Here is a 25,850-nt window from a genome sequence, read left to right on the forward strand (position 1 = left end):
TGGTGGCGGTGGACGGTCCAGAGTGAGACGCGCGCTAGAGCAACTCGCCGCGATCGCGCGCGATGATCGCGAACCTGTCGGAAAGCTCCGCCAGGGCGACGTCGTGGATCAGCTGGGCCGCGACTGCTCCGCCCTTGCCGTCCGGAAGATCGCGCGTCGCGCATGCGCTTGCATCGATGGTGACGCGAAAGCCGAGCTCGGTCGCGGCACGGGCGGTCGAGCTGACGCACATGTGGGTCATCAGCCCGACCAGAATGATGTTCTTGCGGCCGGTCGCAGACAGGCGGTCGCGCAGATCCGTGCCGGCAAAGGCGTTCGGCTGCTCCTTCTCGATCACGGCCTCGGAAGCGAGCGGAGCGACACTGGCGGCGATTGCCCCGCGCTCGGCGCCTCGATCGAACAGCCCACCCGGCTTGCCCCTGTGCGCAACGTGAAAGACCGGCGAGCCGGCCTGCCGCGCGCTCGCGAGCAGATTTGCCGAATTCGCCATCGCCGCTTCGGCGCCGGGTAACGCAATTGGGCCGGCGAGGTATTCGTTCTGCAGATCGATCAGGACGAGCGAGGCCTCGCTGATCTTCGCAGGCGTGAGGTCGGCACCGGCAAGTTGAAGCAGTGTCCTGGCTGCGGTCATGGTCCTGGTTTCCCGTTGAAGTTACCGATGGATCCGGTATAGGCAACCCGGGCACCTCTTTCATGCAGGAATATTGCAGCCATTGGCTGCAGTTTCGCAGGCCAGATTTCGCAGCGCACCTTGAGCCGCAATGATGAACTGGGACGATTTGCGTATCGTCGGCGCGATCCGGGACGAAGGCACCTATGCCGGCGCCAGCGCGCGGCTGCGCATCGACGAGACGACGGTCGGACGGCGGCTGGCCCGCATCGAGCGAACACTGGGGCTGCGGCTGTTCGAAGCCGTCGACGGCGTCCGCAAGCCGACTCCGCAATGCGAGGCCGTCCTTGCCCATGTCGAGGCGATGGCGCGGCACGCTGCCGAGATCAATAAAGTCGGCGAGAGCCTACCGACGTTGGGCGGACGCTTCCGCATCGCATCGACCAACGCGGTTGCCGAAGAGATCCTGTCGCCGCGCGCCGGGCCATTTCTGGCGCGCAACCCCGGCATGACGCTGCAATTCCTGACCTCGGCGGACAACGTGAGATTCTCGCGGTGGGAGGCCGACATGGCCATTCGCCTGGGCAAGCCCGACAAAGGCGATTTCACGATATCCAAACTCGCGGAGATGCAGCTGTTCCTCGTCGAGCCTGTGACCGAGCTTGGTTCTGAACCGGTGATTTGCAGCTATCCGGAAGCGCTCGACCGGATTCCGGAGTCCCAGTATCTCAAGGCAAAGGGACTGAAGGAGCGTTCCCGCTGCGTGACGGACAACGGTCGTGTCATTCGTGCGCTGATCCAGAGCTATCAGGCTATCGGCGTCCTGCCTGAATACCTTTGCGAGGGATTGCTCGCGGATCGGCGCCTGCGCCTGACGCCCTTGCCGCGACGACGGGATGTGTGGTTGCTGCTGCAGGGTCACCTCAAGAAAGACCCTGCCGCCCGCATCGTGATCGACTGGATACGCGAATGCTTTGCGGATTTTTCGCGGGGCTGAGTTGATCTGCCGCGCGCCGACTAAAGTTTGGCGCGCGCGAGCCGCAGCGCATTGCCGATCACGCTGACCGAGGAGAGCGCCATCGCGGCCGCGCCCACCATCGGCGACAGCAGGATGCCGAACACCGGATAGAGCACGCCGGCCGCAATCGGCACGCCGGCCGCGTTGTACACAAATGCGAAGGCAAGGTTCTGGCGGATGTTGCCCATCGTCGCCGCCGACAAGCGCCGCGCCCGCACGATCCCGGAAAGATCACCGGAGAGTAACGTCACGCCCGCGCTTTCGATCGCGACGTCCGTGCCGCCGCCCATCGCAACGCCGACATCGGCGCTAGCGAGCGCCGGCGCATCGTTGATGCCGTCGCCGACCATGGCGACACGACGGCCTTGCCCTCGAAGACGCTGCACAACCTCGCTTTTGCGCTCGGGCAACACGCCGGCTTCGACCTCGGCGATGTCAAGCTGCGAGGCGACCGCGCGGGCGGTGGTCGCGTTGTCGCCGGTCAGCATCACGATGCGCAGGCCGTCCGACCGCAGCGCCGCAATGGCGGCTTTCGCCGAAGGCTTGATCGGATCGGCGATGGCGATCATGCCCGCGGCGCGGCCGTCGAGCGCGACATAAATCGCGGTCGCGCCTGACGCGCGCGAATGTTCCGCTGATGCATCGAGCTCCGACGTCGCGATGTTCAGGTCTTGCATCAACGCGGCGTTGCCAAGCGCAACCGCTTTGCCTTGCACCGTGCCGGCAGCACCCTTGCCCGGATAGGCGACGAAACCGGATACGTTTTCGGGCGACACGCCGCGCGCTCTCGCGGCCTCGATCACGGCGCGCCCGAGCGGATGTTCGCTGGACTGCTCGACGCTGGCGGCGAAGCAGAGCAGAGCATTCTCCTCGACGCCAGGCGTCGTGACGATTGACGCGACCTTCGGCTTGCCTTCGGTCAGCGTCCCGGTCTTGTCGATGACGACCGTATCGATGCGCTCGAAAGCCTCCAGCGCCTCGGCGTCGCGGATCAGGATGCCGGCGCGCGCACCGCGCCCGACGCCCACCATAATCGACATCGGCGTCGCCAAACCGAGCGCACAGGGACAGGCAATGATCAGCACCGTTACCGCCGCGATCAGCGCAAAGGTCAGCCGCGGCTCGGGGCCAAAGATCATCCAGGCGGCAAAAGCCGCAAGTGCCGCCGCGATCACGGCCGGCACGAACCATCCGGCGACACGATCGGCAAGACGCTGGATCGGCGCGCGCGAGCGCTGCGCTTTCGCGACCATGTCGACGATCCGCGCCAGCATGGTGTCGCGGCCGACCTGCTCGGCCCGCATCACCAGCGCGCCGCTCTGGTTGACGGTGCCGCCGATGACACGCGCGCCTTCACCCTTTTGCACCGGCATCGGTTCGCCCGTCACCATGGATTCGTCGACGAAAGAATTGCCGTCCGTGACGCGGCCATCGACCGGAATCTTCTCGCCGGGCCGGACGCGCAAGCGATCGCCAACGCCGATCGTATCAATCGCGGCATCCTCGTCGCCGCGATCGGTGATGCGCCGCGCCGTTTTTGGCGCAAGTCCGAGCAGCGCGCGGATAGCGCCGGACGTGCGTTCGCGCGCCTTCAACTCCAGCACCTGGCCGAGCAGCACCAGCACCGTGATGACGGCGGCGGCCTCGAAATAGACCGCGACCATGCCGTGCATGTCGCGGAAGGTGGCCGGGAAAAGCTGCGGCGCCAGCGTGCCGATCACGCTGTAGAGCCAGGCGACGCCCGTCCCCATCGCGATCAGCGTGAACATGTTGAGGTTCCAGGTCTTCACCGAACGCCAGCCGCGCACGAAAAACGGCGCGCCCGCCCACAGCACGACGGGCGTTGCCAGCACGAGCGAGATCCAGTTCGACCACACCGGCGACACCAGATCCATCAAGCCGATATGGCGGCCCATCTCGAGCGCGAACACCGGCACGGTCAAGACCAGCGCGATCCAGAAGCGCCTGACCATATCGATCAGTTCGGGATCGGGCCCCTGATCGAGCGAAACCTGTTCCGGCTCAAGCGCCATGCCGCAGATCGGACAGCTTCCCGGCCCGATTTGCCGAACTTCCGGATGCATCGGGCAGGTGTAGATCGCCCCATCGTCTGCCGGTGGCGTCGCCTGCTTCGATGTGGCCTCTTTGGGCTTGAGGAAGTTTTCTGGATCGGCCGAAAAACGCTCGCGGCAGCGCGCGGAGCAAAAGAGATATTCGTTGCCCTTATATTCGAAGCGATGCTTGGCGGTCTCGCGCTTGACCTTCATGCCACAGACCGGATCGATCGCGACCTCTGCGTCCTGATTGGTTACGCTTTCGTGCTTGCCGCCGCAGCAGGACGCGGCCGTCTTCGCCTGATCGTGGGCGGCGTGATCGTGCCCGTGATGATGGCACGCATGTTGACCCGCACCCGCGCCGGGTCCCTGTTCATCCTGCGCCATCCTGTCCACCTCGCCGGTCTTGAATTATATACCCTAGGGGGGTATATGACGTCTATGCGCAAAGAGATCAAGGCGTCCTGCCTGAAAAGACTGAAACGTATCGAGGGCCAGATCCGCGGACTTGCCGGGATGGTCGAGGACGATCGCTATTGCATCGACGTCGTCACCCAGATCGCGGCTGCGAAAGCGGCCTTGCGCCGCGTCGAGGAGGAGATCCTGCGCGATCACATCGCCCATTGCGTCGAGCACGCCATTGTGTCGGGCGACAAGGCCGACCAGCGCCGCAAGATCGCCGAGCTGATGGATGTGGTCGGCCGCGCCGATCGCTAGTGTCCTGATTCCAAAGTTCGCATCAGCTCGCGGCGCCACGTTTGCGAACCTTGGAATCGAAAGGACACTAGCCAAATATTAATCTAGTGGGGCCTTTGGTTCCGAAGTCCGCATAACGGACTTGCGGCACAAATGATGCGGACTTCTGAACCGCCCCACTGTGATTTCAGATCAATCCGGAAAAACACTGGTTCAAATGCGCGTGGTTAACGCTCGTTGAAATGCCCCGTTAAACTCTGTGTCCGAGGCAAGGCCGGTATCTTAGGACTTTGCCGGTATGGATGACCCCAATCATTAGAACATTGGGGGCAAACCATGACGACGGAAATCACTCCGAACAAGCGCTTTGCGAATTCCAAATGGGCCGAGCGGAAGCGGGACTTCCTGATCGTGTCCTCGTTCGGCTTGTGGGCGACGGTGCTCGGCCTGACGCCGGTGCTGGCGCTGAACTTCCTGGTCGGAAGCTGAAGAAGCACAATCTGGAAAATAACAACAAGAAAACGCGGGGGCGTTATGGAGACTCTGGAAAATCAGACAAGCCCTGATTCCAAATGGGGCGGCTTTTGCACGCAGGACGTGATCTGGGCGATCAGCGTCTGGTCGGTGATCCTGACGCTGTCGCCGGTCGTGGTGTTCTACGTGCTGATGGTGAATTGAGCGTATTCGCGCGGCGGCGTGGCAGGCAACATCATCCCGCGTGAGCACCGCTAGCCCACGCGGGATGATGTCGCTTTGCAAGCCCTGACCTGCGCTTCGCAACAGAACCGGGCGCCGCATCCGGTTCTCTGCTTTAAACTCTCAAGCCGCCTGCCTGTGCATGACGCCGCTCGCCGATGCGGTGCCACGGATCGCCTTCACCGAACGCTCGATCGCGGCCCACAGCCGTCCGATCTCGGCGGCCGCGCGGCCTTCGGCAAAATATTCACGGGCGCCTTCACCCTTGCCGAGCGCCATCAACAGATCGGCGCGGTTGGTGATCTGCCCGCCCCACACCGGCGCGCGGAATTTCGCCAGCTGTTCGCGCGCGATGGTGACGATACGGCTTTCCACCTCGTCGCGCCGGGCCGGCGCGCCGTTGAGCACGACCGCATAGGGCTTGCGCGCTGCACGGCACATGTGAATCGTTTCCTGCACGGCGTTGACGTCAAAGACGCCCGGCCGCGCCGGAATCACGACCATGGTGGCGTTCTTGATCGCGTCGTCGACCACGGCCGACAGATTCGGCGGCGTATCGATGAACACCCATTCGTAACCGTCGCGCTTGGCCGCTGCAACAATGCCGCTGACGGAGTTCACCGCGGTTTTGATCTGCGGTTCGTTGGTGCCGCGCAGCTTGTGCCACAGGGTTAGCGAACCCTGCGGGTCTGCATCGACAAGCAGACACGGCTTGGTTGTCTTGTGGACATGCGCAGCGAGATGAGCGGCCAGGGTACTTTTTCCCGAGCCACCCTTACGCGACGCAAAAACAATAACGTTCATATCGTTCGCCTCCATTGACCCCAGGGCAGGAAAAATGAATCAGCGCAGTGATTCGTGGAAGAAGAATTTGGGGTCAATTGTGGCGAGACCACCGAATAGTCGGCGTGGTGCTTTTCAGGTCATACCGCTCGCCCGCCGATAAACGGGCGAGTGGTAGCCGATAGCTGCCTAATTCCAATCGTCGGACGCCGTGTGCAGGCGGAGCCGATGATGCCGCGGCCTCGCCGAGCTCTCCTGCGGGTGGAAGTAGACCCGGCAACCCGGACTGAGTTCGGCCTGCCGTCTCGCCATGCAGGCCCCGGTCCGCGCAACATCAGGAATCTCAGAACCGCACAGCCGGAACGCATCACCCATGCAGGCGTTCTGCTGCTCCATGGTGTAGGACCATCCTGCCGCGGGCCATGCCCCCACCGCGATCGTTAGCGCCACACCCGCAAGTCGTCCGAATCGAATCGCACTCATGTTTCCCCCAAACCACCACCCCGCGCGAATTGTGAGCGAGCGCGAGTGAGTTGGCAAGCAAGCGTTCGCATCGACGCTGAGCTAGCAGTGGAAAGTGCGCATCGTGTGCTGAAGCGATCACAAGTTCCGTTTGTTGAACTCATCCGCGAATGACGACAACGCTTCGCGATTCCATAACATCGTAGAATCACGGAGTGCGAGACAGCGCGCCGGTTTCGCGAGTGCGAGCGGATTTGACGTTCGCTACCCGCTTGACCCGCGTACTCGCACGGCGAACGTCAAATCCTAAACTCCACTGGAAACACATATTTGCTGGTGGTCCTTTGATTCCAACATTCGCAAAAGTGACCGCTGAGAAGAGATGCGAATGTTGGAATCGGACCACTGGCGGCGAATTTTGGATCGCGTAACTCGTTCCAGCCGTGTCGTCCGGGCAACAAACGCGCTAACTTCACACATGACTTCGACTTAAAGCGAGCGCGTGGAATGACCGACCAGAGCTTGCCTCCCGATCCCAGGGAAATCCCCCCTGAACTCGATCGCTGGAATTGGGGCGCGTTCCTGCTGAACTGGATCTGGGGCATCGGCAACAACGTGTTCATCGCGTTGCTGGTGTTCGTCCCGCTTCTCGGTCTGGTCATGCCGTTCGTGCTCGGCGCCAAAGGCAGCCGCTGGGCCTGGCGCAATGGACGCTGGGACAGCGTCGACCATTTCAAGCGCGTGCAGCGCGCCTGGGCGAAATGGGCGGTCATCGTCTACCTTGGCGCAATAGTTCTGTTCGCCGCGAGCTTCAGCGGCGTCTTCTACATCCTCAAGAACTCCGAGGCTTACAAGATGGCCGTCTCCAGGATTGAGGGCAGCGCGGAGGTTGCGAATCTTCTCGGCAAACCGATCACGGCCGGCATGCCGACCGGCAAGATCTCCGTCCGCGGCGCAACAGGCGAGGCCGCACTCAGCTTTTCGGTGAGCGGCCCGAAAGGCGCCGGCACCGCCACTCTCACGGCGACCAAGAAGGATGGCGCCTGGACGCTCGACAGTCTCAAGTTCAAGATGGATGGGCGGGACGGCGTGATCGACCTGCTGCATCCGACGCGGGCCGAAGGTGTGCAGAGATTTGCGGGAGTTGAAGGCTGGTACAGTTGGGTGGGCTCGAACCACCGACCTCCTGTTCCACAGACAGGCGCTCTAACCAACTGAGCTACAACTGCATCCTGATCGGCCCCAGATGGGGGCGAGACGGGCGGGAAACTAGAGCATGATCTGCAAAAGTGGAAGCCGGTTTTCAGAAAAGATCATGCTTAAACAACAATCTAAAGCGCTGCATCCGACGCACTAAAAAACCCGGGCCCAATGGGCCCGGGCGTTTTCTGTTCAGTCGTTGCCGATCAGGCGGCGGGCTTGAACAGCTTGTTGGCGTTGGCCTTGATCGGCTCGACGGTCTCGCTCGCGACCTTCTGCGAGAGCTCGGTGAGCTCCTTGCTCCAGGCCGAGAAAGCTTCGAACTGCTTCTTGGCGTGGTTGGTCCACAGCTCGAGCGCCTCGGACGGCGTCTTCACGGCGACCAGTTCCTGCGCGAGATCGAGCGAGGCGGACGTGTTGGCCTTGATGATTTCCATCAGCTTGGCCGAGTACTCGCTGAAACCTTTGTTGGCGTTGGAAAACACCGCTTCCATCGTCGAGTTGTTGCTCTCGGCGACATCCTTGAAGCGCGCGTAGTTGTCGCGCGCCTGGGAAACGCCTTTTTCGGCGAAAGCGCGCATTTGTTCGGGAACCTCGAATGGAATGATGGAGGCAGAGAAGGGATCGTTGGCCATGGCATGAGTCCTTCGCATCTGGGGGGTGAACGCGGTGTGCCCGCTTGCGCGCCCGGCAGCCTTTTCGGGGGCGTCGATACGGATCACGGAGACGGAAATGCCCTCTTGGAGCGCTTAAGATATAAGCACATTATCATGGCAATTTTGTGCAACGCAACCAAATCGCCATGCAATGCCCTCGAAAAAATCATGACCGGTGCCGAACGCATCGGACGCCGGCCAAGATTGCACTCTAAGCCGATGTAAAGATTACATTCTCGGCTTTGTGGCATCCATGGCCGTGCGGCCCATGATCTGGCCCATTTCACTGGCCTGCTCGGTCAGCACCCGCATCTGGGCCTGCAAATATTCGCGCTGCAACCGCATGACTTCGCTGATGTCTTTGGCATGCAGCAGGGCCTCCGCATGGTCGAGCGAGGCCTGCACGTTTTTCTCGGCAAAGGTGAACGCCATCGTATTGACGTCCTTGGCGCCCGCGCCGACCGTCGCGGTTCTCGCAGAGAGCGACTCGCTGGCCGCCTGCGCCCCAGAGATGAATCTTTCGAAGGCCTGGCGCGCCTGCTCGACGCTCGCCTCCGCCATCGATCGCATGTTCTTTGGAATCTCGAAGTGATCGCGCCCGTTTTCGTTCATGGTTGGACCTCCCGATTTCTCGACTTGTCCCCCAGTCGAAGGCAACGCAAAGGGGCGCGATAAAGTTCACCTAAGTTAAGGTTATCCAGCGCTTAAAGGCCGCTTCGGTACCCTGGCCGTGGACCTGCCCCAGAGGGAAGGCGATACTAGTGGTCCAATTCTAACATTCGCATCCCTTCTCAGCAGCCGCTTTTGCGAATGTTAGAACTAGAAGGACCACTAGCAAACATAAGTTTCTAGTGGAGTTTTGGATTTGACATTCGCTTCAAGGAACCCGCGGCTAGGCACTAGCGAATGTCAAATCCACTCCACTAGCGTTTTGTTAACGCTGTCATACGGGCAGGCGGGAATCCGACTTATCGCTCTGATGCCAAATTCCGAACTCAAGTTGCACGGCCTGGAGGATCCGCGGCTGGCGGTGCATGCGACAAGCCCCCTGCCCGCCTGGCTGTGGTCGGCCGACGGCGCGCGGGTCGAGTGGGCAAATCCGGTCGGCGCACGCGTGTTCGGCGCAGCGAGCAGCGCCCGCCTCGCGAGCAAGATCTTCAGCCCGGCCGATCGGCACCGCCGCCAGGTCGCGCAACTCGCGCACCGGCTTTCGCCCACCGGCGCCGTCCGCCTGGAGCGGCTGCGCGGCTTCGGCGCCGTTCTCAACTCGCTCGTCACCTGCGCGTGCGCGCGCCTTGAATTTGCCGACGGCAGCGAACGCGTGCTGATCGCAGCGTGTGAACCGGTCGGCCGCGCGATGCCGCTGACCGAACGCTTGGCCCAACTGGTCGAGGACGTGGACGCGCCGGTCGCGGCCTTTCAGGCTGACGGCACACTTGTCGCCGCAAGCGGCAGCGCCGCCGTTTTTGATCTGCACCACCTCACCGAGGCCGGCCTCGAAGACGCGCGGCAAACCGCTTTGCAGGAAGGCCTTAGCCAGGCGCCGCTTGGCAAGGCGCACGTGACATTGCTGCGCGTTGGCAGGGACGACAATATTGGTCTCTTTGCCGCGATCACGCCCGAAGTGGTCCCGGCCGTGCCGGATGATCCGCCACAAGCGGCCATATCAGACCTTTTGGTGGACGAATTCGCAGGCGACGGCGAAATGCACACGGCGGGCGCGCCAATCGTCAGCGAGCCAGCAATCGAGGCCGCGGCGCCAGCGCCGGCGATATCGCTCTCTGATGCATCGCCGCGGGCGCCGCAGCCGCGCCGGCATGCTTTGCGATTCATGTGGCAGATGGACGCCGATGGCCGCTTCTCGCTCGGCTCCGACATGTTCACCCGTTTGATCGGCGTGAACATCGCCGCAGGCTTTGGCCGCCCGTGGCAGGAAGTCGCTGATGTTTTCGGCCTCGATCCCGAAGGGCAGGTCGTCAAGGCGATCGCCACGCGCGAGAGCTGGAGCGGCATCACGCTGAGCTGGCCCGCCGATGACGGTAGCCGCCTCCCGGTCGAACTGTCCGGCCTGCCGATCCACGATCAGAATAGGAACTTTGTCGGTTACCGGGGCTTTGGCGTCTGCCGCGATCTCGATGGCCTGACGCGGCTGGAAGGCCTGCGCAGTCAGGAATTCTTCAACGATCCGCCATCAGCCGACATGATGTCGCCCGAAATTGGCCCAGCCGTTGCGGGAACTTTGTCGGCGGCTGCGCCTGCGCCTCACGTTCCCGATACAACCATTGATTTGATCGCACCTGCCTCTTCGACTGCGCCTTTGCCCGACCGGGCCCAACCAATTGACCTGGAAACGCCGGTGGAAACGCCCCACGAAATCCCCGAGAACGTCGTTCCGTTCCCCCTCGCCGATGGGCGCACGCCGGTTCTGACGCCAGTCGAGAACAGCGCCTTCAACGAGATCGCCCGGCAACTGTCGGCCCGGCTCGAGGGCGACACCTCAACCTCTGACGCTGCTGAACCACCTGCAGCTCTGGAATCCGCCGAACCGATCATCGCGCAAGCCGAGCCGCCGACCTGGCTCGCCGAGCCGGAGCCACCGGCCCGCGCGGACAGCAAGCGCGACAGAGCTCTGCTCGACCTTCTGCCAACCGGCGTCCTGATCTACCGGCTCGATCGGCTGCTTTACGCCAACCACGCTTTCCTCGCGCGGATGGGCTACCCGACCCTGCATGCGCTGGAGCAGGCCGGCGGCGTCGACGCGCTTTATGTCGAGCCGGGCGTCTCCAGTGCCTCGAGCACGTCGGAGGCCGGCACGCCGGTGAAAATCTCCTCGCCCGAGGCGGCTTCCAAGGGCGCGATCGAGGGGCGGCTGCATACCATCGACTGGGACAACGACAGCGCGCTGGCGCTGATCCTCAGTGGCGTCGTCGCGATCGAACATCCCGCTCCCCTGCCGGCCGCCGCCGAGCTGCCGGCGGTCGAAGTACCCGTATTTCTGGTACCCGAGCCGGCGATGCCGGTTGCGACCCCGTCCGAGCCGTCCGCGGTCGGCCACGCCAATGCGGAAGAACTCGCCGCCATTCTCGACACCACCGCCGACGGCATCCTGATGTTCGACGCCGAAGGCAAAATCAACTCATGCAACCGCAGCGCGGAGGCGCTGTTCGGCTACGACGGCGAAGAGCTCGTACAGCGAAATCTTGGCCAACTGTTCGCGCCGGAGAGCGAAAGCGTCGTCAGGAATTATCTCGAAAGCATCAGTGGCGATGGCGTTGCGAGCCTTCTTGAACATGGCCGCGAGGTCCTCGGCCGTATCAACGGCGGCGGCCTGATTCCGATGTCGATGACAATGGGCCGGACGCAGGCGCAGGGGCCGAACTTCTTCGCCGTATTCCGCGATCTGTCGCAGTCCAGGAAAAGCGAAGGCGAATTGCGCGAAGCGCGGCGGCTCGCCGAGCGCACCGTCGACGCCAAGGCCGATCTTCTGGCGCGCATCAGCCACGAAATCCGCACGCCGCTGAATGCCATCATCGGCTTTGCCGAGGTGATGATCGGCGAACGGTTTGGCGCGCTCGGCAACGAACGCTATATCGAATACATGAAGGACGTGCGCGCCTCCGGCCAGCGCGTCGTCGCTGTCATCGACGATCTCACCAATCTCAGCCGCATCGAGACCGGCAAGCTCGACCTCGACTTCTCCAACCAGGATCTCAACGACATGGTCGAAAGCTGCGTCGCGGTGATGCAGCCGCAGGCCAGTCGCGAGCGCATCATCATCCGCACCTCGCTGGCGCAGATGCTGCCGCCGGTCATCGCCGACGGCCCCGCGCTGCGCCAGATCACGATGAACCTGATCGGCAATTCGATCCATCTCGCCAATGCCGGCGGCCAGGTCATCGTCTCCACGACGCTGACCGATTTCGGCGAAGTGGCGCTGCGCATTCGCGACAGCGGCCACGGGCTCAACGACAACGAGGTGGCGGCCGCGCTCGAGCCTTTCCGCGCCCAGGCTTCGCTCGATCAGTCGCCGGAGGCCGCGGTCAGCCTGTCGCTGACCAAGGCGCTGGTCGAAGCCAATCGCGCGCAGTTCAACATCAAGACCGGCACGCGTTCAGGCACACTGGTCGAAGTGGTGTTTTCGCGGGCGATGGCGAAGACGTAAGCTATTCTTATCCCTTCCCCTGAAAGGGGCGCTTAACCTCCCCTTGAAAAGGGGAGGTCGGCTGATGCGTGAGCACCAGCCGGGAGGGGATCAATATCCCGACTTCGTTTCCGAAAAGTAGACCCCCTCCCCAACCCTCCCCCTTGCAGGGGAGGGAGGAGCAAGCGACTGCGGCCCTACAAAAAATCCGCGATCGCATCGAGAAAGGCACGCGGCGCCTGCAGTTGCGGCACGTGCGCGCAGCCGGCGAGGATTTTCAGCCGCGCATTCGGTAGCAACGCTGCGAGTTCATGCGACATCGGCGGCGGCGTCGCCTCGTCGTGCTCGCCGACCAGAACCAGGACGGGCATCTTGACGGTCGACAATTCGGGACGAAGGTCGAGCGCGGCGAGTTGGGCGCAGGCCGCCTGCAAAACGTCCGGATCGGTTTTCAGGAAAGCCTCGCGGCGATCCTGCATCAGGTCGGGATGAGCGGCCTGAAAATCGGCTGCAAACAACCGGCGCATCGCGACATCGGTGATGGCCGCCAGCCCCTTGGCCTTGGCGCCCGCCGCCATGTTGCGAAAGGCCTGACGTCCGTCTTCGGAAAACGCCGCGCCGCAATCGGCGAGGATCAACTTGCTCGCGACCTGCGGATGACGAATCGCCATCTGCAGCGCGACGAAACCGCCATAGCCGTTGCCGAGCACGATGGCCGGGCCGCCGCCCGCCGCATCTTTGACCGCTTCCGCCATCCGGTCGGCAACATCAGCGAGCCCGCCGCTGGCCGCCTTCGAACCGCCAAAGCCCGGCAGCTCCGGCACGATCACGCGATGGGAGCGCGAAAGTTCCGGCGCAATCGCATCGAAACTCGCCCGGTCCGACAGCAGCGAATGAAAGAGAAAGAATGGCGTCCCCTCGCCCGTTACGGCCGCGTTCACGGTGCCGTTCGCAAATGTCAGGTCCATCAGGGGTCTCGCTTTGACTTGGGGAAGGGAGGAGAAAACGGAACCGATTGATAAAACAAAGTGAAGGCTTTTCAAGCCCTATTTGCTTGACGTGATATTTCACGAATGCCACAAGAGAGCAAAATTTCAGCGGAATTTGCCATGCTCCTGCGTGACAATGTCTATGAAAGCCTACGCTCTGATATACTGAGCTGCCGGCTCGCGCCGGGCGACGACGTGCGCGAGCAGGACCTGGCCTTGCGCTATGCGGTGAGCCGCCAGCCGGTGCGCGAAGCCTTGCTGCGGCTTGAGCGCGAGCACCTTGTCACCGTGCAGCCGCGCCAGGGCTATCGCGTCAATCCGATCTCGCTGTCGGACGCGCGCGACCTGCTCAGGTTTCGGCTGGCGCTGGAGCCTGCCTGCGTCGCCGAAGCGATCGAGCACGCGCCGGACAAGGCGCTCAAGGCGCTCGACGATTACAGGTGCTTTGCCGGCGATCATGAAAAATTCATCGCCTATAATCGCGCCTTTCACTCGGCGCTTGCGCACGCCTCCGGCAATCGCCGCATGGCGGGGGCGCTGTGCGATCTGATCGGCCAGGCCGATCGTCTCGTTCGCGTCAGCCTCGCCAATATCAGGGATCACGATCCGACCCGGCTCGTCGCCGAACATGTCGAACTGATCGAGGCGATGCAGCGGCGCGATACGCGCACTGCGCTGCGCCTGATCAAGGCTCATATCAACCAGACCGAAAAACGCGTGCTGCCGGCGCTCAAGCGCAATGCCGTGATCGTGGAGGAGAGGAACGCATGAACATTCCAGCCAGGCCAGGTTCGGCATCCATCGAAATCCACGGCAACTTCGTCGACGGCCGCGAGATCGAGGCCGGCAACGGCGCGATGCTCGACGTGCATAATCCCGCAACCGGCGAAGTGATCGCGCAAATCCCGAACTCGACCGCAGCCGATATCGACCGCGCCATGAAAAGCGCGCGCGCAGCCTTCGGGGCTAAGGAATGGGGCGGCATGGACGTGCGCGCCCGGGCACGGCTGGTCAACAGGCTTGCGGACGCGTTCGAGGCCAATCTCGGCGAGCTCTACCAGCTCGAGACGCTGAACAACGGCCGCCCGGTCAATGAGACCCGCGCGCAGCTCTCGCGCCTGCCGGACTTCTTTCGGTATTTCGCCGGGCTCGCACTGGCCCGGCGCGACTCCGTGATCCCGGTCGAGGGCCCTTACCTGAACTATACGCTGCGCACGCCGATCGGCGTCGTCGCCAATTGCACGCCGTTCAATCATCCCTTGATGATTTTGTGCAAGTCGCTCGCGGCCGTGTTGGCGTCGGGCTGTGTCACCGTCGTGAAACCTTCCGAATACACGCCGCTGACGACATTGCGGCTGGCGAAGATCTTCACCGAGGCCGGCCTGCCGCCGGGCGTATTCAACATCGTCAACGGCCTCGGCCAAAGCGCCGGCAAGATGCTCTCCGAGCATGGCGATATCGACAAGCTTGTGCTGACCGGCGGCACCGAAGCCGGCCGCATCGCTGGCAGTGCGGCGGCGAAAGTGTTCGCGCACCAGACCATGGAGCTCGGCGGAAAAACCCCCGTGATGGTGTTCGACGATTTCGACATCGACCGCGCGGTGAACTATGCCGCGTTCGGCGCTTTCATCGGCGCAGGGCAAACCTGCATCTGCGCCTCGCGCCATCTGGTGCAAGCCACGATCTATGACGAGTTCGTTGCCAAACTGAAAGCCAAGACGGAAACCATCCGGATCGGCGATCCGTCCGATCCCGCCACACAATTGGGACCCGTGATCTCGGCGCGCCAGCGCGACCGCGTACTGTCCTATTGCCGCTTTGGCAACGAAGACGGCGCGCGTCTCGTCGCCGGCGGCGTCGCGGCGAAGGTAAAAGGTTTCGAGAATGGCTACTTCGTCGAGCCAACCGTGTTTGCCGATGTGAAATCCGACATGCGCATCTTCCAGGAAGAAGTGTTCGGCCCATTCACGTCCGTGACGCCGTTCAAGGACGAAGCGGACGCGCTGCGGCTCGCCAACGATTCACCGTTTGGCCTTGCCGCCGCAATCCGCACCCGCGATGTCGCGCGCGCCCACCGGGTGGCTTCCGGCGTGAAATGCGGCATCGTCTGGATCAACGATCATCACCGGCTCGATCCGGCCTCGCCCTGGGGCGGCGTCGGCGATTCCGGCGTCGGACGCGAATGCGGCACCGAGAGTTTCGACGATCATTTCAACGTCAAGAGCGTGATGGTCTCGACCAACGACGCGCCGTTCGACTGGTATCGCGACACGGCCGGCCAGCGGCGATTGAACTGAACAATCTCTCCTCATCCTGAGGAGCTTGCGCGAGCAAGCGTCTCGAAGGATGAGACCAGCATCGGGGCCTCATGGTTCGAGACGGCGCAAGAGCGCCTCCTCACCATGAGGAGCCGGTTGGAATGCCAACAAAGCTAAAATGAAAACGAACAAGGGGGAAACTTCATGGCTCACGCAGTATACGCCGGCGCGCGTCTCGACCGGTTGCCGATCTCGCCGTTTCACTACCGCATCTTTGCCCTCGTCGGCGCCGGGATGTTCTTCGACGGCTACGACCTTTATGTCGCGGGCGGCGTGCTCGCCTCGCTGATCCAGTCGAAATTCTCGACCCTGCCGCAAAATCTTCAGTTCATCTCGCTGACCTTTGTCGGCATGACGATCGGCTCGCTGGTGACGGGCTTTGTCGGCGACAAGTTCGGCCGCCGCTTCACCTACCAGATCAATCTGTTGATCTTCGGCCTCGCCTCGCTCGCCGCGGCCTTCTCGCAGGACATGACGCAGCTGATCGCCTGCCGCTTCGTGCAGGGCCTGGGGTTGGGGGCCGAAATCGTGGTCGGCTACTCGACCATGACCGAATTCGTCCCGCCGAAGGTGCGCGGGCGCTGGCAATCGATGATGGCCTTCATCGTGGTGGCCGGCTTTCCAGCAACGTCCCTGCTCGGCTACCTCATCATCCCGAGTTTCGGCTGGCGGCCGATGTTCGTCATCGCCGGTGTCGGCTCGCTGATCGTCTGGTATCTGCGCAAGAACTTGCCGGAGTCGCCGCGCTGGCTCGAGGCGCAAGGCCGCAGCGAGGAAGCAGAAAGCCTGATGCAGTTGATCGAGAAGGAAGCGTCAGGCGGCAAGACGTTGCCGCCCGTCGTCGTGCCGGCGCCGGTTGCGCAGGTCGCCGCCAGCGATCTGATCAGGCCGCCGCTGCTCCAGCGCATGATCGTCGGCTCCTGGGTGCTGATCACGATCAACACGCTGATCTTCGGCTTCGTGATCTTCCTGCCGCAGTTTTTCCTGCGTCAGGGTCTGACGATCACCAACTCCCTCGCCTATACGCTGGTGCTGTCGGCTGCTTCGCTGGTCGGCTGCGTGCTCGGGGCCTATACGTCCGATGCGATTGGCCGGCGCTGGAGCATCATCGGCGCCTCGGTCGTCACCATCATCGCCGGCTACATCTATGCCCGGTTCGATGCATCGTCCGATGCGGCGATCGTGCTCAGCGTCGGCTTCGTGCTGGTGGTTGCGATCTATGTGCAGACCGCGATCCTCTACGGTGTCTATCCGCCGGAGCTGTTTCCGACAGAGATCAGACTTCGCGCCAACGGCATCTGCAACTTCTTCGGCCGCGGCGCGACGGTGATCTCGCCTTTCATCGTCGGCAGCCTGATCGCAACGTACAAACTGCCGGGCGTGATCTGGCTGATGATCGGGCTGGTGGTGGTGCAGATCCTGGTCGTATGGGCCTGGGGCGTCGAGCCGCGCAACCGTGGGCTCGAGGACGTGGCGAAGGCGGGGGCGTGAAGGGCTTTGTCATTCCGGGGCGCGCGAAGCGCGAACCCGGAATCTCGAGATTCCGGGTCTGGTCCTTGCGGACCATCCCGGAATGACTGACTAGTTCACGCGTTCTTAAGCGCGACGCGGAATTCGGCTTCGGTCTTCGCCTTCACCTCGTCGAGCGTGACGCCGTCGGCGAGCTCGATCAGCGCCATGCCGTCCTTGCCGTGCTTGTCGATGGTGAAGACGGCGAGATCCGTCACCACCATGTCGACCACGTGTTCGCCGGTCAGCGGAAGGGTGCACTTCTTCAGGAGCTTCGGGCCGTCCTTGGCGGAATGCTCCATCACGACAACGACGCGCTTGACGCCGGCGACGAGATCCATCGCGCCGCCCATCCCCTTCACCATCTTGCCGGGGATCATCCAGTTGGCGAGGTCGCCGTTCTGCGCGACCTGCATCGCGCCGAGGATCGACAGATCGATGTGTCCGCCGCGGACCATGCCGAAGGAATCGGCCGACGAGAAATAGCTGGTCGACGGCAATTCGCTCACCGTCTGCTTGCCGGCGTTGATCAGGTCAGGATCTTCCTCGCCTTCATAGGGGAAAGGCCCCATGCCGAGCATGCCGTTCTCGCTCTGCAGCGACACGTCGATACCGTCAGGAATGTAGTTGGAGACCAGCGTCGGAATGCCGATGCCGAGATTGACATAGAAGCCGTCGCGCAGCTCCTTGGCGGCACGGGCAGCCATCTGTTCACGAGTCCAGGCCATCAGACTTCACTCCCGGTTGCGGCAGCGGGCGCTTTTGCGGGGCGCGGCCTCGTGTTGCGGAATTCGATACGCTTCTTGGCCGTACCGACCTCGACGATACGCTTGACGAAGATGCCCGGCGTATGGATGTGGTCCGGGTTGAGCTCGCCGGCCGGCACCAGGTGCTCGACTTCGGCGACCGTGATCTTCGCCGCCGTCGCCATCATCGGATTAAAATTCCGCGCCGTCTTGCGGTAGATCAGGTTGCCGGCAGTATCGCCCTTCCAGGCGTGCACGATGGCAAGGTCGGCGAACAGGCCGCGCTCCATGATGTATTTCTCGCCGTCGAAAACCTTTTCTTCCTTGCCCTCGGCGATCAGCGTGCCGACGCCGGTCTTGGTGTAGAAGGCGGGAATGCCGGCGCCGCCGGCGCGGATGCGCTCGGCGAGCGTGCCCTGCGGATTGAATTCGAGTTCGAGTTCGCCGGCGAGATACTGCTGGGCGAACAACTTGTTCTCGCCGACATAGGACGAGATCATCTTTTTGATCTGGTGCGTCTCCAAAAGGCGCGACAGGCCGATGCCATCGACGCCGGCATTGTTGGACACGACGGTCAGATTCTTCACGCCGCTATCGCGGATCGCATCCGACAAGGTCTCGGCGATGCCGCAGAGGCCGAAACCTCCGGACATGATCATCATGCCGTCCTTGAGGATGCCGTCGAGTGCCGATTTGGCGTCGGGATAGACCTTTTTCATGCGGATAACGACCTGATGGAGAAAACGCTTTTGGGGGGTGTACAGAGACAATGATCTATTAGGCGAATTGTTCGCAGTGCGTCAATTGATACGCGCCGGCCTTGGCTCCGTGGCTCTATCCTTCGAGACACCCGCCTTGAGGCGGCCTCCTCAGGATGAGGTCTAAGGCCTTTGTCCACGATCAGGAGCGGTATCTCTCCCCTCATGGTGAGGAGGCGCTCCGCGCCGTCTCGAACCCATGAGGCCCGCGGCAACCCGCCATCGGCCTTGAAAGCGTCAAGAAAAACCATCAAGTTGCCGCGACTTGGAGGGATGACGGGCCTCGGCGGTATTGCCTGCTCCCTCGAACAGGGACCCATTCGACCTCGCCGCGGACCAGACGCTTTCGGTTCCAGCGAGGTCAACCGGACTTGGACATTTCTTGGATCTTCCATTGACGATGGCCCAAAGAACAAGGCGCCTCGTGACGCCGGTCGTAGTGTTGATCGGCCTTGCGGCATTGGCGCTGGTCGGCTCGAGCTGGCTGCTCAACCGCGACGCCCTTCGCGCGGCGGTTGAGGCGCAAATCCGCGCCGTGACCGGCCTCGACCTCGTGGTCAAGGGCAATACCGATATCTCGCTGTTCCCCGGCAGCTACGTCTCGTTCCATGATGTCGGCCTCAGGGGCAGCGGCGCCAACACCGACCCGGCGCTGTCAGTCGATGTGCTGACGGCGAATTTGCGGCTGCTGCCGCTCTTGCTGCAGCGGTTCGAGATCGCCGACGTGATGATGCTGCGGCCGCGCATCCGCGTGGTCCGCGACATCACCGGCGACAGCAACTGGACGCCGTTCATCGGCACCATCACGCGGACCATGAAGCCCGGCGCCGACAACCAGATTTCGTTCTCCGAAATCCGCATCCAGGACGGCATCCTGACCTACGAAGACCCGGTCCGCCAGATCACCGAAAAACTCGACGATATCGATCTGTCGCTGGCGTGGCCGTCGATCTCGCGCTCGTTCGGCGCAACCGGCCAGTTCGACTGGCGCGGCGAGCGTGTCGACGGAAGCATTTCGATCGGCGACTTCCTCGCAGCATTGTCCGGCGACCGCTCGGGCTTCAAGGCCCGCCTGTCCAGCGCGCCCCTGAAACTCGCCTTCGACGGCACGGTCGCCAATCGCACCAGCCTGATGATGGACGGCACGATGACGATCGACTCGCCATCGCTGCGCAACGCCATGCGATGGACCGGGCAGGCCCCGCCCGGCTCCGGCGGATTCGGCCGCTTCGCGCTGAAAGCCCGCGCCAACGTCGTCGGCGCGTCGGTCGCGCTCACTAACGTCAATGTCGAGCTCGACGGCAATATCGCCGAAGGCGTGATGACCTATGCGAATAGCGGCCGGCAATCGCTGCAGGCGACGCTCGCCGCCGACAGCCTCGACTTCACGCCCTATATCTCGACCTTCCGCCTGCTTGCCAGCGGCGCGCATGACTGGAACCGGCAGCTGTTCGATCTGAATTCGCTGTCGGCCACCGATCTCGATATCCGCCTTTCCGCGGCAAGGATGACGATCGGCCCATCGAAACTCGGGCGCACCGCGCTGGGCGCCAACCTGCGCAACGGCGCGCTTGCTCTCAGTGTCGGCGAAGCGCAGATCTATGGCGGCATCGCCAAGGGCTCGTTTGCTCTGGCGCGCGCCGACAGCTTTGCCGACGTCAAGGCGCAGTTCCAGTTCACCGATGTCGACCTGCAAGCCTGCGCCAGCGAGTTGTTCGGCTTCAGCAAGCTTTCGGGCCGCGGCAATCTCGGCGTCTCGCTCTCCGCGTCCGGTTCGAGCCCGTACGGGCTCGCGCAATCGCTCAACGGCACCGCGTCGTTGACGGGCCATGACGGCGCGATCGCGGGCTTCAACGCCGAGCAATTGCTCAGGCGCCTCGAGCGCCGGCCGTTGTCGGGCGCCGGCAATTTCCGCTCGGGCTCGACGCCCTACTCCAACCTGAATGTCGCGCTGAAATTCGCCGACGGCATTGCGACGCTCGACGATGTCCAGATCGACGGCCCGGCGCACGTCACGCTGACCGGCACCGCGTCGGTCCCGGCGCGCGAATTCGACATGAAGGGCGTGGCCAGCCTGATCTCGGCCGACGCCAAGCCGGGCTTCGAGCTGCCGTTCGTGGTGCAGGGCCCGTGGGACGATCCCCTGATCTTTCCCGATCCCGACGCGCTGCTGCGCCGCTCGCCGGCCACCGCGCCGCTTCTCAAGCTCGATGCGCTGAAGGACCCCAAGACCCGCGACGCGGTTCGCTCCGTCATCGAGCGACTGACCGGAAAGCCGGTGGACAATGCCGTGCCCGCGGATGCGCCCGCGAACAACGCGCCGGCGGACGCGGCAAACGCCAAGGCGAATTAGGCGTCGTTCACTGACAAACCAGCACGGGGGTTTGCGCCTGTGTCAGCACCTTGTTTGTCACACTGCCGATGAGAAGCGCGGAAAGTCCGCTGCGTCCGTGCGATGACATCGCGATGAGATCGCAGCCTTTGTCCTTGGCAGCCGCGACGATAGCCTGATGAGGTTGGCTGTTCTCCACATAAAACGTCTCACAGGAAACGCCGGCCTGCTTGGCCGAATTGGCCACGCGGTCCAGCGCGCTTGCAACTTGTTCCTTGCGCAGCTCGGCATATCCTGCGAGCGCTTCGCGGAAGCGCCCCGACACTTCTGCAAACGGTTCGACGACGAAGATTGCAGTGACCTTGGCGCCAAGGGATTTCGCCAGCGCCAACCCCTGCGCGACCCCATGCTCCGCCAGCTCCGACCCATCTGTCGGAATGAGGATGTGCTTGTACATGCGTCACCTCTCCGTACGTGTGCCTGCCTTCCGCAACTCGTTATCGTAGCACAATGTCCCGGATACGGCCTTGAGATAAATCAATCGATCGGCGCGAGTGCTGCAACCAGGCGCGCCACAATTGCCCCAAAGTAGGACATCGGGACATCCGAATGCGGTTTGCCCCGAGTCAATCCTGGGTTGATCGCACTTTCGCCCGGCGATAATCTGATCCTGCATGCTGGGCGGCCATGCACCTCGCAACTTGAGAGCGACGCGGCATTCGCGAAACTCTGGAGTGCGAGAGAGGAGGAGACATGAGTACTCCGACCCGTCGCGCTCCCCTTGAGTTTGCAAAAGGCGCTGTCGCCATCGCCGCCATCTGGCTGACGCCGCTGCACGCGCAGGACCGCTCTGCCGTCACCCTGATCGAGAATGTCCGGATATTTGACGGCACGCATCCCGCGCTGTCGCCCCCTTCGAACGTCCTGATCAGGGGCAATGTCATTGAGAGGATTTCGACCGATCCGATCCCGACCGATCGCCGCGCCGACACGCAAATCATAGCGGGCGGCGGCCGCGTGCTGATGCCCGGATTGATCGATGCGCATTGGCACGCGACGATGGTTCGCGCGACGCCGGCCCAGATGCTATCCAGCGACATCGGCTATACCACGCTGCAGGCAGCAGCCGAGGCAACCGCAACACTCATGCGCGGTTTTACGACCGTTCGGGACATGGGTGGACCGGCCTTCGCCCTCAAGCGGGCGATCGATGAGGGCCTGCTGCCGGGTCCCCGCATCTACCCCTCGGGCGCCGTCATCACGATCAGCGGCGGTCATGGCGATTTTCGCGAGATCAGTGAGCTGCCCAGGACCGCCGCCACGGTGAGCCGCGTCGAGCAGCTGGGAGGAAGCGCCGTTGCCGACAGTCCGGACGAGGTTCGAAAACGGGCGCGCGAACAGCTCATGCAGGGCGCGTCACAGATCAAGCTGACGGCAGGCGGTGGCGTCGCCTCGCCGTTCAGTCCGCTGGAAGTCACCACCTTTACGGAGGCCGAGCTGCGCGCCGCGGTTGAAGGGGCGACGGATTGGGGAACCTACGTTGCCACGCACGCCTACACGACCAGCGCGATCCAGCGCTCGATCGCGGCCGGGGTCAAGGTCATCGAACACGGGCACTTGATGGACGAAGCGACCGCGCGGCTGATGGCCGAGAAAGGCATCTGGCTCTCTACGCAGCCTTTCATCGACCTCGGCGGCGCAAAGATGCTGCCCGCAGCCCAGCAGCAGCAAATGATGCAGGTCATCAGCGGCACTGACGCGATCTACGGCTATGTGAAGAAATACAAGATCAAGACCGCTTTCGGCACCGACATCCTGTTTTCGCGCGAATTGGCCGCGCGCCAGGGTCAGGGAATAGTCGATCTGACACGCTGGTTCACGCCGGCCGAAGCACTCGCCATGGCGACGTCGGCAAACGGAGAACTGCTGGCCTTGTCCGGCCTGCGCAACCCTTATCCCGGCAAACTGGGCGTCGTCGAACAAGGCGCGATGGCTGACCTGTTGGTCGTCGATGGCAATCCCCTGGAGAAGATCGATCTCGTTGCCGATCCCGCCAACAAGCTTCTGGTCATCATGAAGGACGGCGTGATCTACAAAAACAGCATTCCCAAGTGATATTCCCAGGTGACATTTCCAAGTGATCGGTTATTGCTCGGCTGAACCAGCGCGGCACGCACTGCTGATGCACCGGCTGCGCCGATCAACACATGTACCCCACCCGTCTCGGGGCGGGGTACATGGCCTGTCAACTCAAACGTTCAAGACATCAGTCAGCAGGATTCAGCGACGGGTCTCTGCCGCCAATCCATGACGGGTCCGCGCGCCTGAAGTCGGCGGTGTCCGTGCTGTACAGCATCGGCGTAACGACACCGGCGTTGATCGGCCTCACTTGATTGTAGGCGCCTCGAAATTCCGCCTGCTGGCGGGCCAGGTTGGTCTTGGTCTGGTGGTGGTGTTCGGACGCCGCTGCCATTTGGACCGACATTCCAGAAATCAACAGCGCGCCGACGATCGTAAGAGCTGTTCTTTGCATGGTCGTCTCCATTTTGACATTGGAGGCAAGTGCGCCTCGCTCTGTGAGTGTTGCGTCTTGATGCGACGCCCCCTCTCTCATCAATTGCGTCCAGCATGGCCCGCACGCTTGAGAGCGCGCGTGGCCCATCTCACATTTCACGGAGACTTGACAGGCAAGGCGCGCGACGTTGTCCGCGCGATCATCGAGCGGCTGATCGGCGGCAAGGCGGCGGATGCGGCAGGCGCGAAGGCGAATTGAGAGGCTCGCCGACTTGACGCTCAGTAGACCTCTGCGATATCCGGTACGAGTTTGTGCAGGCGGCTCTCGCGCGTTCTATCGAAGAACAACCGGAAACGGGACGCCGGAGGCCATTCTCGATAAATTTCTCGCCTACTGACGCGCAGGAAACGATACTGATCTTGCGAGTGTCTTGCAGTACTGCTCCGTACGGAGTGGATTCGCCTGTGATGGTCGTCAAATCTAGCGACATGGTTTGCAAGTCAGAAACAGGAATTTTTACCTCGATCCCCCTGCTAAAGAGCGCTTCCACACCGGTTTGCGTAGGACGTCCCCTATCGAGATGCGCTCTTGCGATGCAGTATCTCGAAGAATTTCATCGATATCCTCTTCGAGGAGACGATCTTGGTCGGCGCGATAATAAATGCGACCAATCGACCATCTCGAGCGAGTCCGGATGTAGTTGATCGCATCCTGTAAATCGCAATCCGGACGCGATTCAGAAGAATCCATCTGGTCTCTAAAGACGCGCAAGATTTCGGGCGCTAGAACTGTTCCGAACAGCAGTCCCGCAAAGAACGCCGAGAGCAACGGATTCCCGGCATGCGCTGCCCACCAAGATTCGAGAGAGGCTACGAAATTTAAGGTCGCCGCCCAATCTTTCGGAAGACTCACATTGAAGAAAAAGGACAACACAAATCCGATAACAGTGAAGCAGTACCAAAGGTGTTTCGGTTTAAGGCTCATTCGAATTTCCCCTGGTAGAGAGCGCTTGGGTCGATGTTGACATAGGAACAAAAGAAGAACAATCTCAAACCTTCATCAGGTGAATAAAAATGAGCACGTTAAGCCAAACCGACTACGTTTCTATTTCGGATCGAGTAGCCGAACTCGGCTGCCGCATGCCGACAGGCTTCGCGATCGTTCCAGAAAATTTCGGTACCGCCGTGACGCGGCAAGAATTGGTCGTGCGGGGGGAAAGTTCGACTATTCGTACGCTCTTCAGAAATAACCAACTGCCGCTCGATGATTTCTTGCCAGACGGAGAACGGCCGGGTTTCATTCACAACAAGAGTCACGACTGGGCCGCATTCATCTTCGTTTCTGGAGCACTCCTCAGTAGTGATCCGTCGGCAGTATCGATCGCGCTAGGAATTGTCTCGAACTATCTTACAGAAATGTTCAGAGGAACGCCTGACAAGAAAATAAAACTTGAAATCGCTGTCGAGCGACGAGGCAGCAGAGTGTCCAAGAAGCTGACATACGAAGGGAACGCAGCGGGGTTAGCAGAAATCGCAGACACGATTTTCAGGATCGCTGATGAGTGACTATTCGAACGAAATCGAGCTATTCAACGACTCAGTAGATGAGAAAGCCAGTTTGGCTTGCATCACTAGGGACAGCGATTTGCAGCGGCATGCCATTGCTGAACTATCTACGCTTGGCCTTACCGTCGACGATTGGAAGAAGCGGGCAATCGCTGAGCAGGATGAACATCATGCGAATTTGTTTCTCGGGTGTGAGTGTATAATTGACGCCCTCAGTGCTGAGCTGAAGATGTGGCTGCAACTAAAGGAGGACAACCCCGACGCGGCTTGGAATAGCTTGGTCAGCGCACAAATGGCAACTAGAGACGCGATGCGTGCACACAAGGGGTTTTCTCATCTAGAGCATCGCGCGATCCGGCTCGTAAATATCGAACGCGTCGTTTTCCCTAAGCAAGTTTTTCTTAGTGCCGGACTCATTGTTGGACGTCAGCAATGCTCCATCTGCAATTTAGAATACGAGGACTGCTCTCATTTGGTCGGCAAGCCTTACATGGGCGAATTTTGCAGATGCATTTTGCTCGATGTGAAGGCAGACCATGTTGCCATTGTTGACGAGCCGGCGAACAAGCAATGCCGAATAGTCTCTTTCAATACTGAAGGGGGCAAACGTAACCGCATGACTTGGCGCGTTGAGCCGAACGAGGTTGATGATGCGACAGGTTCAGATCGGACGGGACTAATCACCCACGGGATACTGCTCGCTAATAGCGATATGGGAGGCCAGCGAAAGAGAGGTTGATCGGAGTTTAGCTAGCTACTTCGTTCTTGCTCGGCGTCCGACCAAACCCGATTCCATCGCCTG

The 25,850-nt window shown here is 61.9% G+C and carries 24 protein-coding genes, 1 tRNA gene and 1 pseudogene; 13 read left to right on the forward strand and 13 right to left on the reverse strand.

What is annotated here, in order from left to right; genetic code table 11:
* Positions 1-34 precede the first annotated feature (34 nt).
* Positions 35-631: a cysteine hydrolase family protein gene (locus VFB05_RS26665; RefSeq protein WP_325018021.1), complete on the reverse strand. Its 597-nt coding sequence runs from the start codon at positions 629-631 to the stop codon at positions 35-37.
* 133 nt (positions 632-764) lie between these two features.
* Between VFB05_RS26665 and VFB05_RS26670 the strand changes: the two genes are divergently transcribed.
* A complete protein-coding gene (locus VFB05_RS26670) occupies positions 765-1,607 on the forward strand; it encodes a LysR family transcriptional regulator (RefSeq protein ID WP_325018023.1) in 843 nt (280 codons plus the stop codon).
* A 20-nt stretch (positions 1,608-1,627) separates the two neighbouring features.
* Here VFB05_RS26670 and VFB05_RS26675 read toward each other — a convergent pair whose 3' ends face one another.
* Entirely contained in the window at positions 1,628-4,069 is a 2,442-nt protein-coding gene (locus VFB05_RS26675; RefSeq protein WP_325018025.1) for a heavy metal translocating P-type ATPase, read from the reverse strand.
* Between the two features lie 54 nt (positions 4,070-4,123).
* Here VFB05_RS26675 and VFB05_RS26680 point away from each other — a divergent pair, with 54 nt between their 5' ends.
* From VFB05_RS26680 to VFB05_RS26690, 3 genes are all read left to right on the forward strand, one after another.
* Positions 4,124-4,399 (forward strand): metal-sensitive transcriptional regulator, encoded by a 276-nt coding sequence (locus VFB05_RS26680; RefSeq protein WP_325018371.1) that lies wholly within the window; start codon positions 4,124-4,126, stop codon positions 4,397-4,399.
* Between the two features lie 315 nt (positions 4,400-4,714).
* Positions 4,715-4,867, forward strand: coding sequence for a hypothetical protein (locus VFB05_RS26685; RefSeq protein ID WP_325018027.1), 153 nt, complete (start codon positions 4,715-4,717; stop codon positions 4,865-4,867).
* Positions 4,868-4,912: 45 nt separating this feature from the next.
* Positions 4,913-5,056, forward strand: coding sequence for a hypothetical protein (locus VFB05_RS26690; protein WP_325018029.1), 144 nt, complete (start codon positions 4,913-4,915; stop codon positions 5,054-5,056).
* 141 nt (positions 5,057-5,197) lie between these two features.
* Here VFB05_RS26690 and VFB05_RS26695 read toward each other — a convergent pair whose 3' ends face one another.
* Both VFB05_RS26695 and VFB05_RS26700 read right to left on the reverse strand, forming a co-directional pair.
* Positions 5,198-5,878: a ParA family protein gene (locus VFB05_RS26695; protein WP_325018031.1), complete on the reverse strand. Its 681-nt coding sequence runs from the start codon at positions 5,876-5,878 to the stop codon at positions 5,198-5,200.
* 168 nt (positions 5,879-6,046) lie between these two features.
* Positions 6,047-6,340: a hypothetical protein gene (locus VFB05_RS26700; protein WP_325018033.1), complete on the reverse strand. Its 294-nt coding sequence runs from the start codon at positions 6,338-6,340 to the stop codon at positions 6,047-6,049.
* Between the two features lie 639 nt (positions 6,341-6,979).
* Between VFB05_RS26700 and VFB05_RS32270 the strand changes: the two are divergent.
* Positions 6,980-7,411: pseudogene (locus tag VFB05_RS32270) on the forward strand (cytochrome c oxidase assembly factor Coa1 family protein); the annotation flags it as partial.
* A 60-nt stretch (positions 7,412-7,471) separates the two neighbouring features.
* Here the strand turns inward: VFB05_RS32270 and VFB05_RS26705 are convergent.
* The 3 genes from VFB05_RS26705 to VFB05_RS26715 form a co-directional block, all read right to left on the reverse strand.
* A tRNA-His gene (locus tag VFB05_RS26705) sits at positions 7,472-7,548 on the reverse strand.
* Positions 7,549-7,725: 177 nt separating this feature from the next.
* Positions 7,726-8,154: a phasin gene (locus tag VFB05_RS26710; RefSeq protein ID WP_325018035.1), complete on the reverse strand. Its 429-nt coding sequence runs from the start codon at positions 8,152-8,154 to the stop codon at positions 7,726-7,728.
* A gap of 249 nt (positions 8,155-8,403) precedes the next feature.
* On the reverse strand, positions 8,404-8,787 hold the full coding sequence (locus VFB05_RS26715; RefSeq protein ID WP_325018037.1) for a phasin family protein: 384 nt from the start codon (positions 8,785-8,787) through the stop codon (positions 8,404-8,406).
* Positions 8,788-9,154: 367 nt separating this feature from the next.
* Here VFB05_RS26715 and VFB05_RS26720 point away from each other — a divergent pair, with 367 nt between their 5' ends.
* The gene (locus tag VFB05_RS26720; protein WP_325018039.1) at positions 9,155-12,337 is read left to right on the forward strand and encodes a PAS domain S-box protein; all 3,183 of its coding nucleotides are present in this window, start codon (positions 9,155-9,157) and stop codon (positions 12,335-12,337) included.
* 176 nt (positions 12,338-12,513) lie between these two features.
* Here the strand turns inward: VFB05_RS26720 and VFB05_RS26725 are convergent, their stop codons facing one another.
* Positions 12,514-13,284: an alpha/beta fold hydrolase gene (locus tag VFB05_RS26725; protein ID WP_325018041.1), complete on the reverse strand. Its 771-nt coding sequence runs from the start codon at positions 13,282-13,284 to the stop codon at positions 12,514-12,516.
* 141 nt (positions 13,285-13,425) lie between these two features.
* Between VFB05_RS26725 and VFB05_RS26730 the strand changes: the two genes are divergently transcribed.
* The 3 genes from VFB05_RS26730 (at position 13,426) to VFB05_RS26740 (ending at position 17,114) form a co-directional block, all read left to right on the forward strand.
* Positions 13,426-14,076, forward strand: coding sequence for a GntR family transcriptional regulator (locus tag VFB05_RS26730; RefSeq protein WP_325018043.1), 651 nt, complete (start codon positions 13,426-13,428; stop codon positions 14,074-14,076).
* Entirely contained in the window at positions 14,073-15,602 is a 1,530-nt protein-coding gene (locus VFB05_RS26735) for an aldehyde dehydrogenase (RefSeq protein WP_325018045.1), read from the forward strand. The genes VFB05_RS26730 and VFB05_RS26735 overlap by 4 nt, the downstream gene beginning before the upstream one ends.
* 165 nt (positions 15,603-15,767) lie before the next feature.
* A complete protein-coding gene (locus tag VFB05_RS26740; RefSeq protein WP_325018047.1) occupies positions 15,768-17,114 on the forward strand; it encodes an MFS transporter in 1,347 nt (448 codons plus the stop codon).
* A 95-nt stretch (positions 17,115-17,209) separates the two neighbouring features.
* On the opposite strand, the gene VFB05_RS26745 is transcribed toward VFB05_RS26740, so the two are convergent.
* Entirely contained in the window at positions 17,210-17,860 is a 651-nt protein-coding gene (locus tag VFB05_RS26745) for a CoA transferase subunit B (protein ID WP_325018049.1), read from the reverse strand.
* On the reverse strand, positions 17,860-18,597 hold the full coding sequence (locus VFB05_RS26750; RefSeq protein ID WP_325018051.1) for a CoA transferase subunit A: 738 nt from the start codon (positions 18,595-18,597) through the stop codon (positions 17,860-17,862). Before VFB05_RS26750 ends, VFB05_RS26745 begins: the two co-directional genes overlap by 1 nt.
* Before the next feature lie 439 nt (positions 18,598-19,036).
* Here VFB05_RS26750 and VFB05_RS26755 point away from each other — a divergent pair, with 439 nt between their 5' ends.
* Positions 19,037-20,989, forward strand: coding sequence for an AsmA family protein (locus tag VFB05_RS26755; protein ID WP_325018053.1), 1,953 nt, complete (start codon positions 19,037-19,039; stop codon positions 20,987-20,989).
* Positions 20,990-20,996: 7 nt separating this feature from the next.
* On the opposite strand, the gene VFB05_RS26760 is transcribed toward VFB05_RS26755, so the two are convergent.
* On the reverse strand, positions 20,997-21,425 hold the full coding sequence (locus VFB05_RS26760) for a universal stress protein (protein WP_325018055.1): 429 nt from the start codon (positions 21,423-21,425) through the stop codon (positions 20,997-20,999).
* Between the two features lie 296 nt (positions 21,426-21,721).
* On the opposite strand from VFB05_RS26760, the gene VFB05_RS26765 reads away from it, so the two are divergent.
* Complete coding sequence (locus tag VFB05_RS26765; RefSeq protein ID WP_325018057.1) at positions 21,722-23,083, forward strand: amidohydrolase family protein; 1,362 nt, start codon at positions 21,722-21,724, stop codon at positions 23,081-23,083.
* Positions 23,084-23,234: 151 nt separating this feature from the next.
* On the opposite strand, the gene VFB05_RS26770 is transcribed toward VFB05_RS26765, so the two are convergent.
* Both VFB05_RS26770 and VFB05_RS26775 read right to left on the reverse strand, forming a co-directional pair.
* The gene (locus VFB05_RS26770) at positions 23,235-23,501 is read right to left on the reverse strand and encodes a hypothetical protein (RefSeq protein WP_325018059.1); all 267 of its coding nucleotides are present in this window, start codon (positions 23,499-23,501) and stop codon (positions 23,235-23,237) included.
* Between the two features lie 498 nt (positions 23,502-23,999).
* On the reverse strand, positions 24,000-24,467 hold the full coding sequence (locus tag VFB05_RS26775; protein WP_325018061.1) for a hypothetical protein: 468 nt from the start codon (positions 24,465-24,467) through the stop codon (positions 24,000-24,002).
* An 89-nt stretch (positions 24,468-24,556) separates the two neighbouring features.
* Here VFB05_RS26775 and VFB05_RS26780 point away from each other — a divergent pair, with 89 nt between their 5' ends.
* Both VFB05_RS26780 and VFB05_RS26785 read left to right on the forward strand, forming a co-directional pair.
* Positions 24,557-25,048 carry a hypothetical protein gene (locus VFB05_RS26780; RefSeq protein WP_325018063.1) on the forward strand — a complete coding sequence of 164 codons (492 nt, stop codon included), beginning with the start codon at positions 24,557-24,559 and terminating at the stop codon, positions 25,046-25,048.
* On the forward strand, positions 25,041-25,787 hold the full coding sequence (locus VFB05_RS26785) for a hypothetical protein (protein ID WP_325018065.1): 747 nt from the start codon (positions 25,041-25,043) through the stop codon (positions 25,785-25,787). The genes VFB05_RS26780 and VFB05_RS26785 overlap by 8 nt, the downstream gene beginning before the upstream one ends.
* Positions 25,788-25,850 lie beyond the last annotated feature (63 nt).

The organism is Bradyrhizobium sp. (assembly GCF_035652035.1).
Taxonomy (GTDB): Bacteria; Pseudomonadota; Alphaproteobacteria; order Rhizobiales; family Xanthobacteraceae; genus Bradyrhizobium.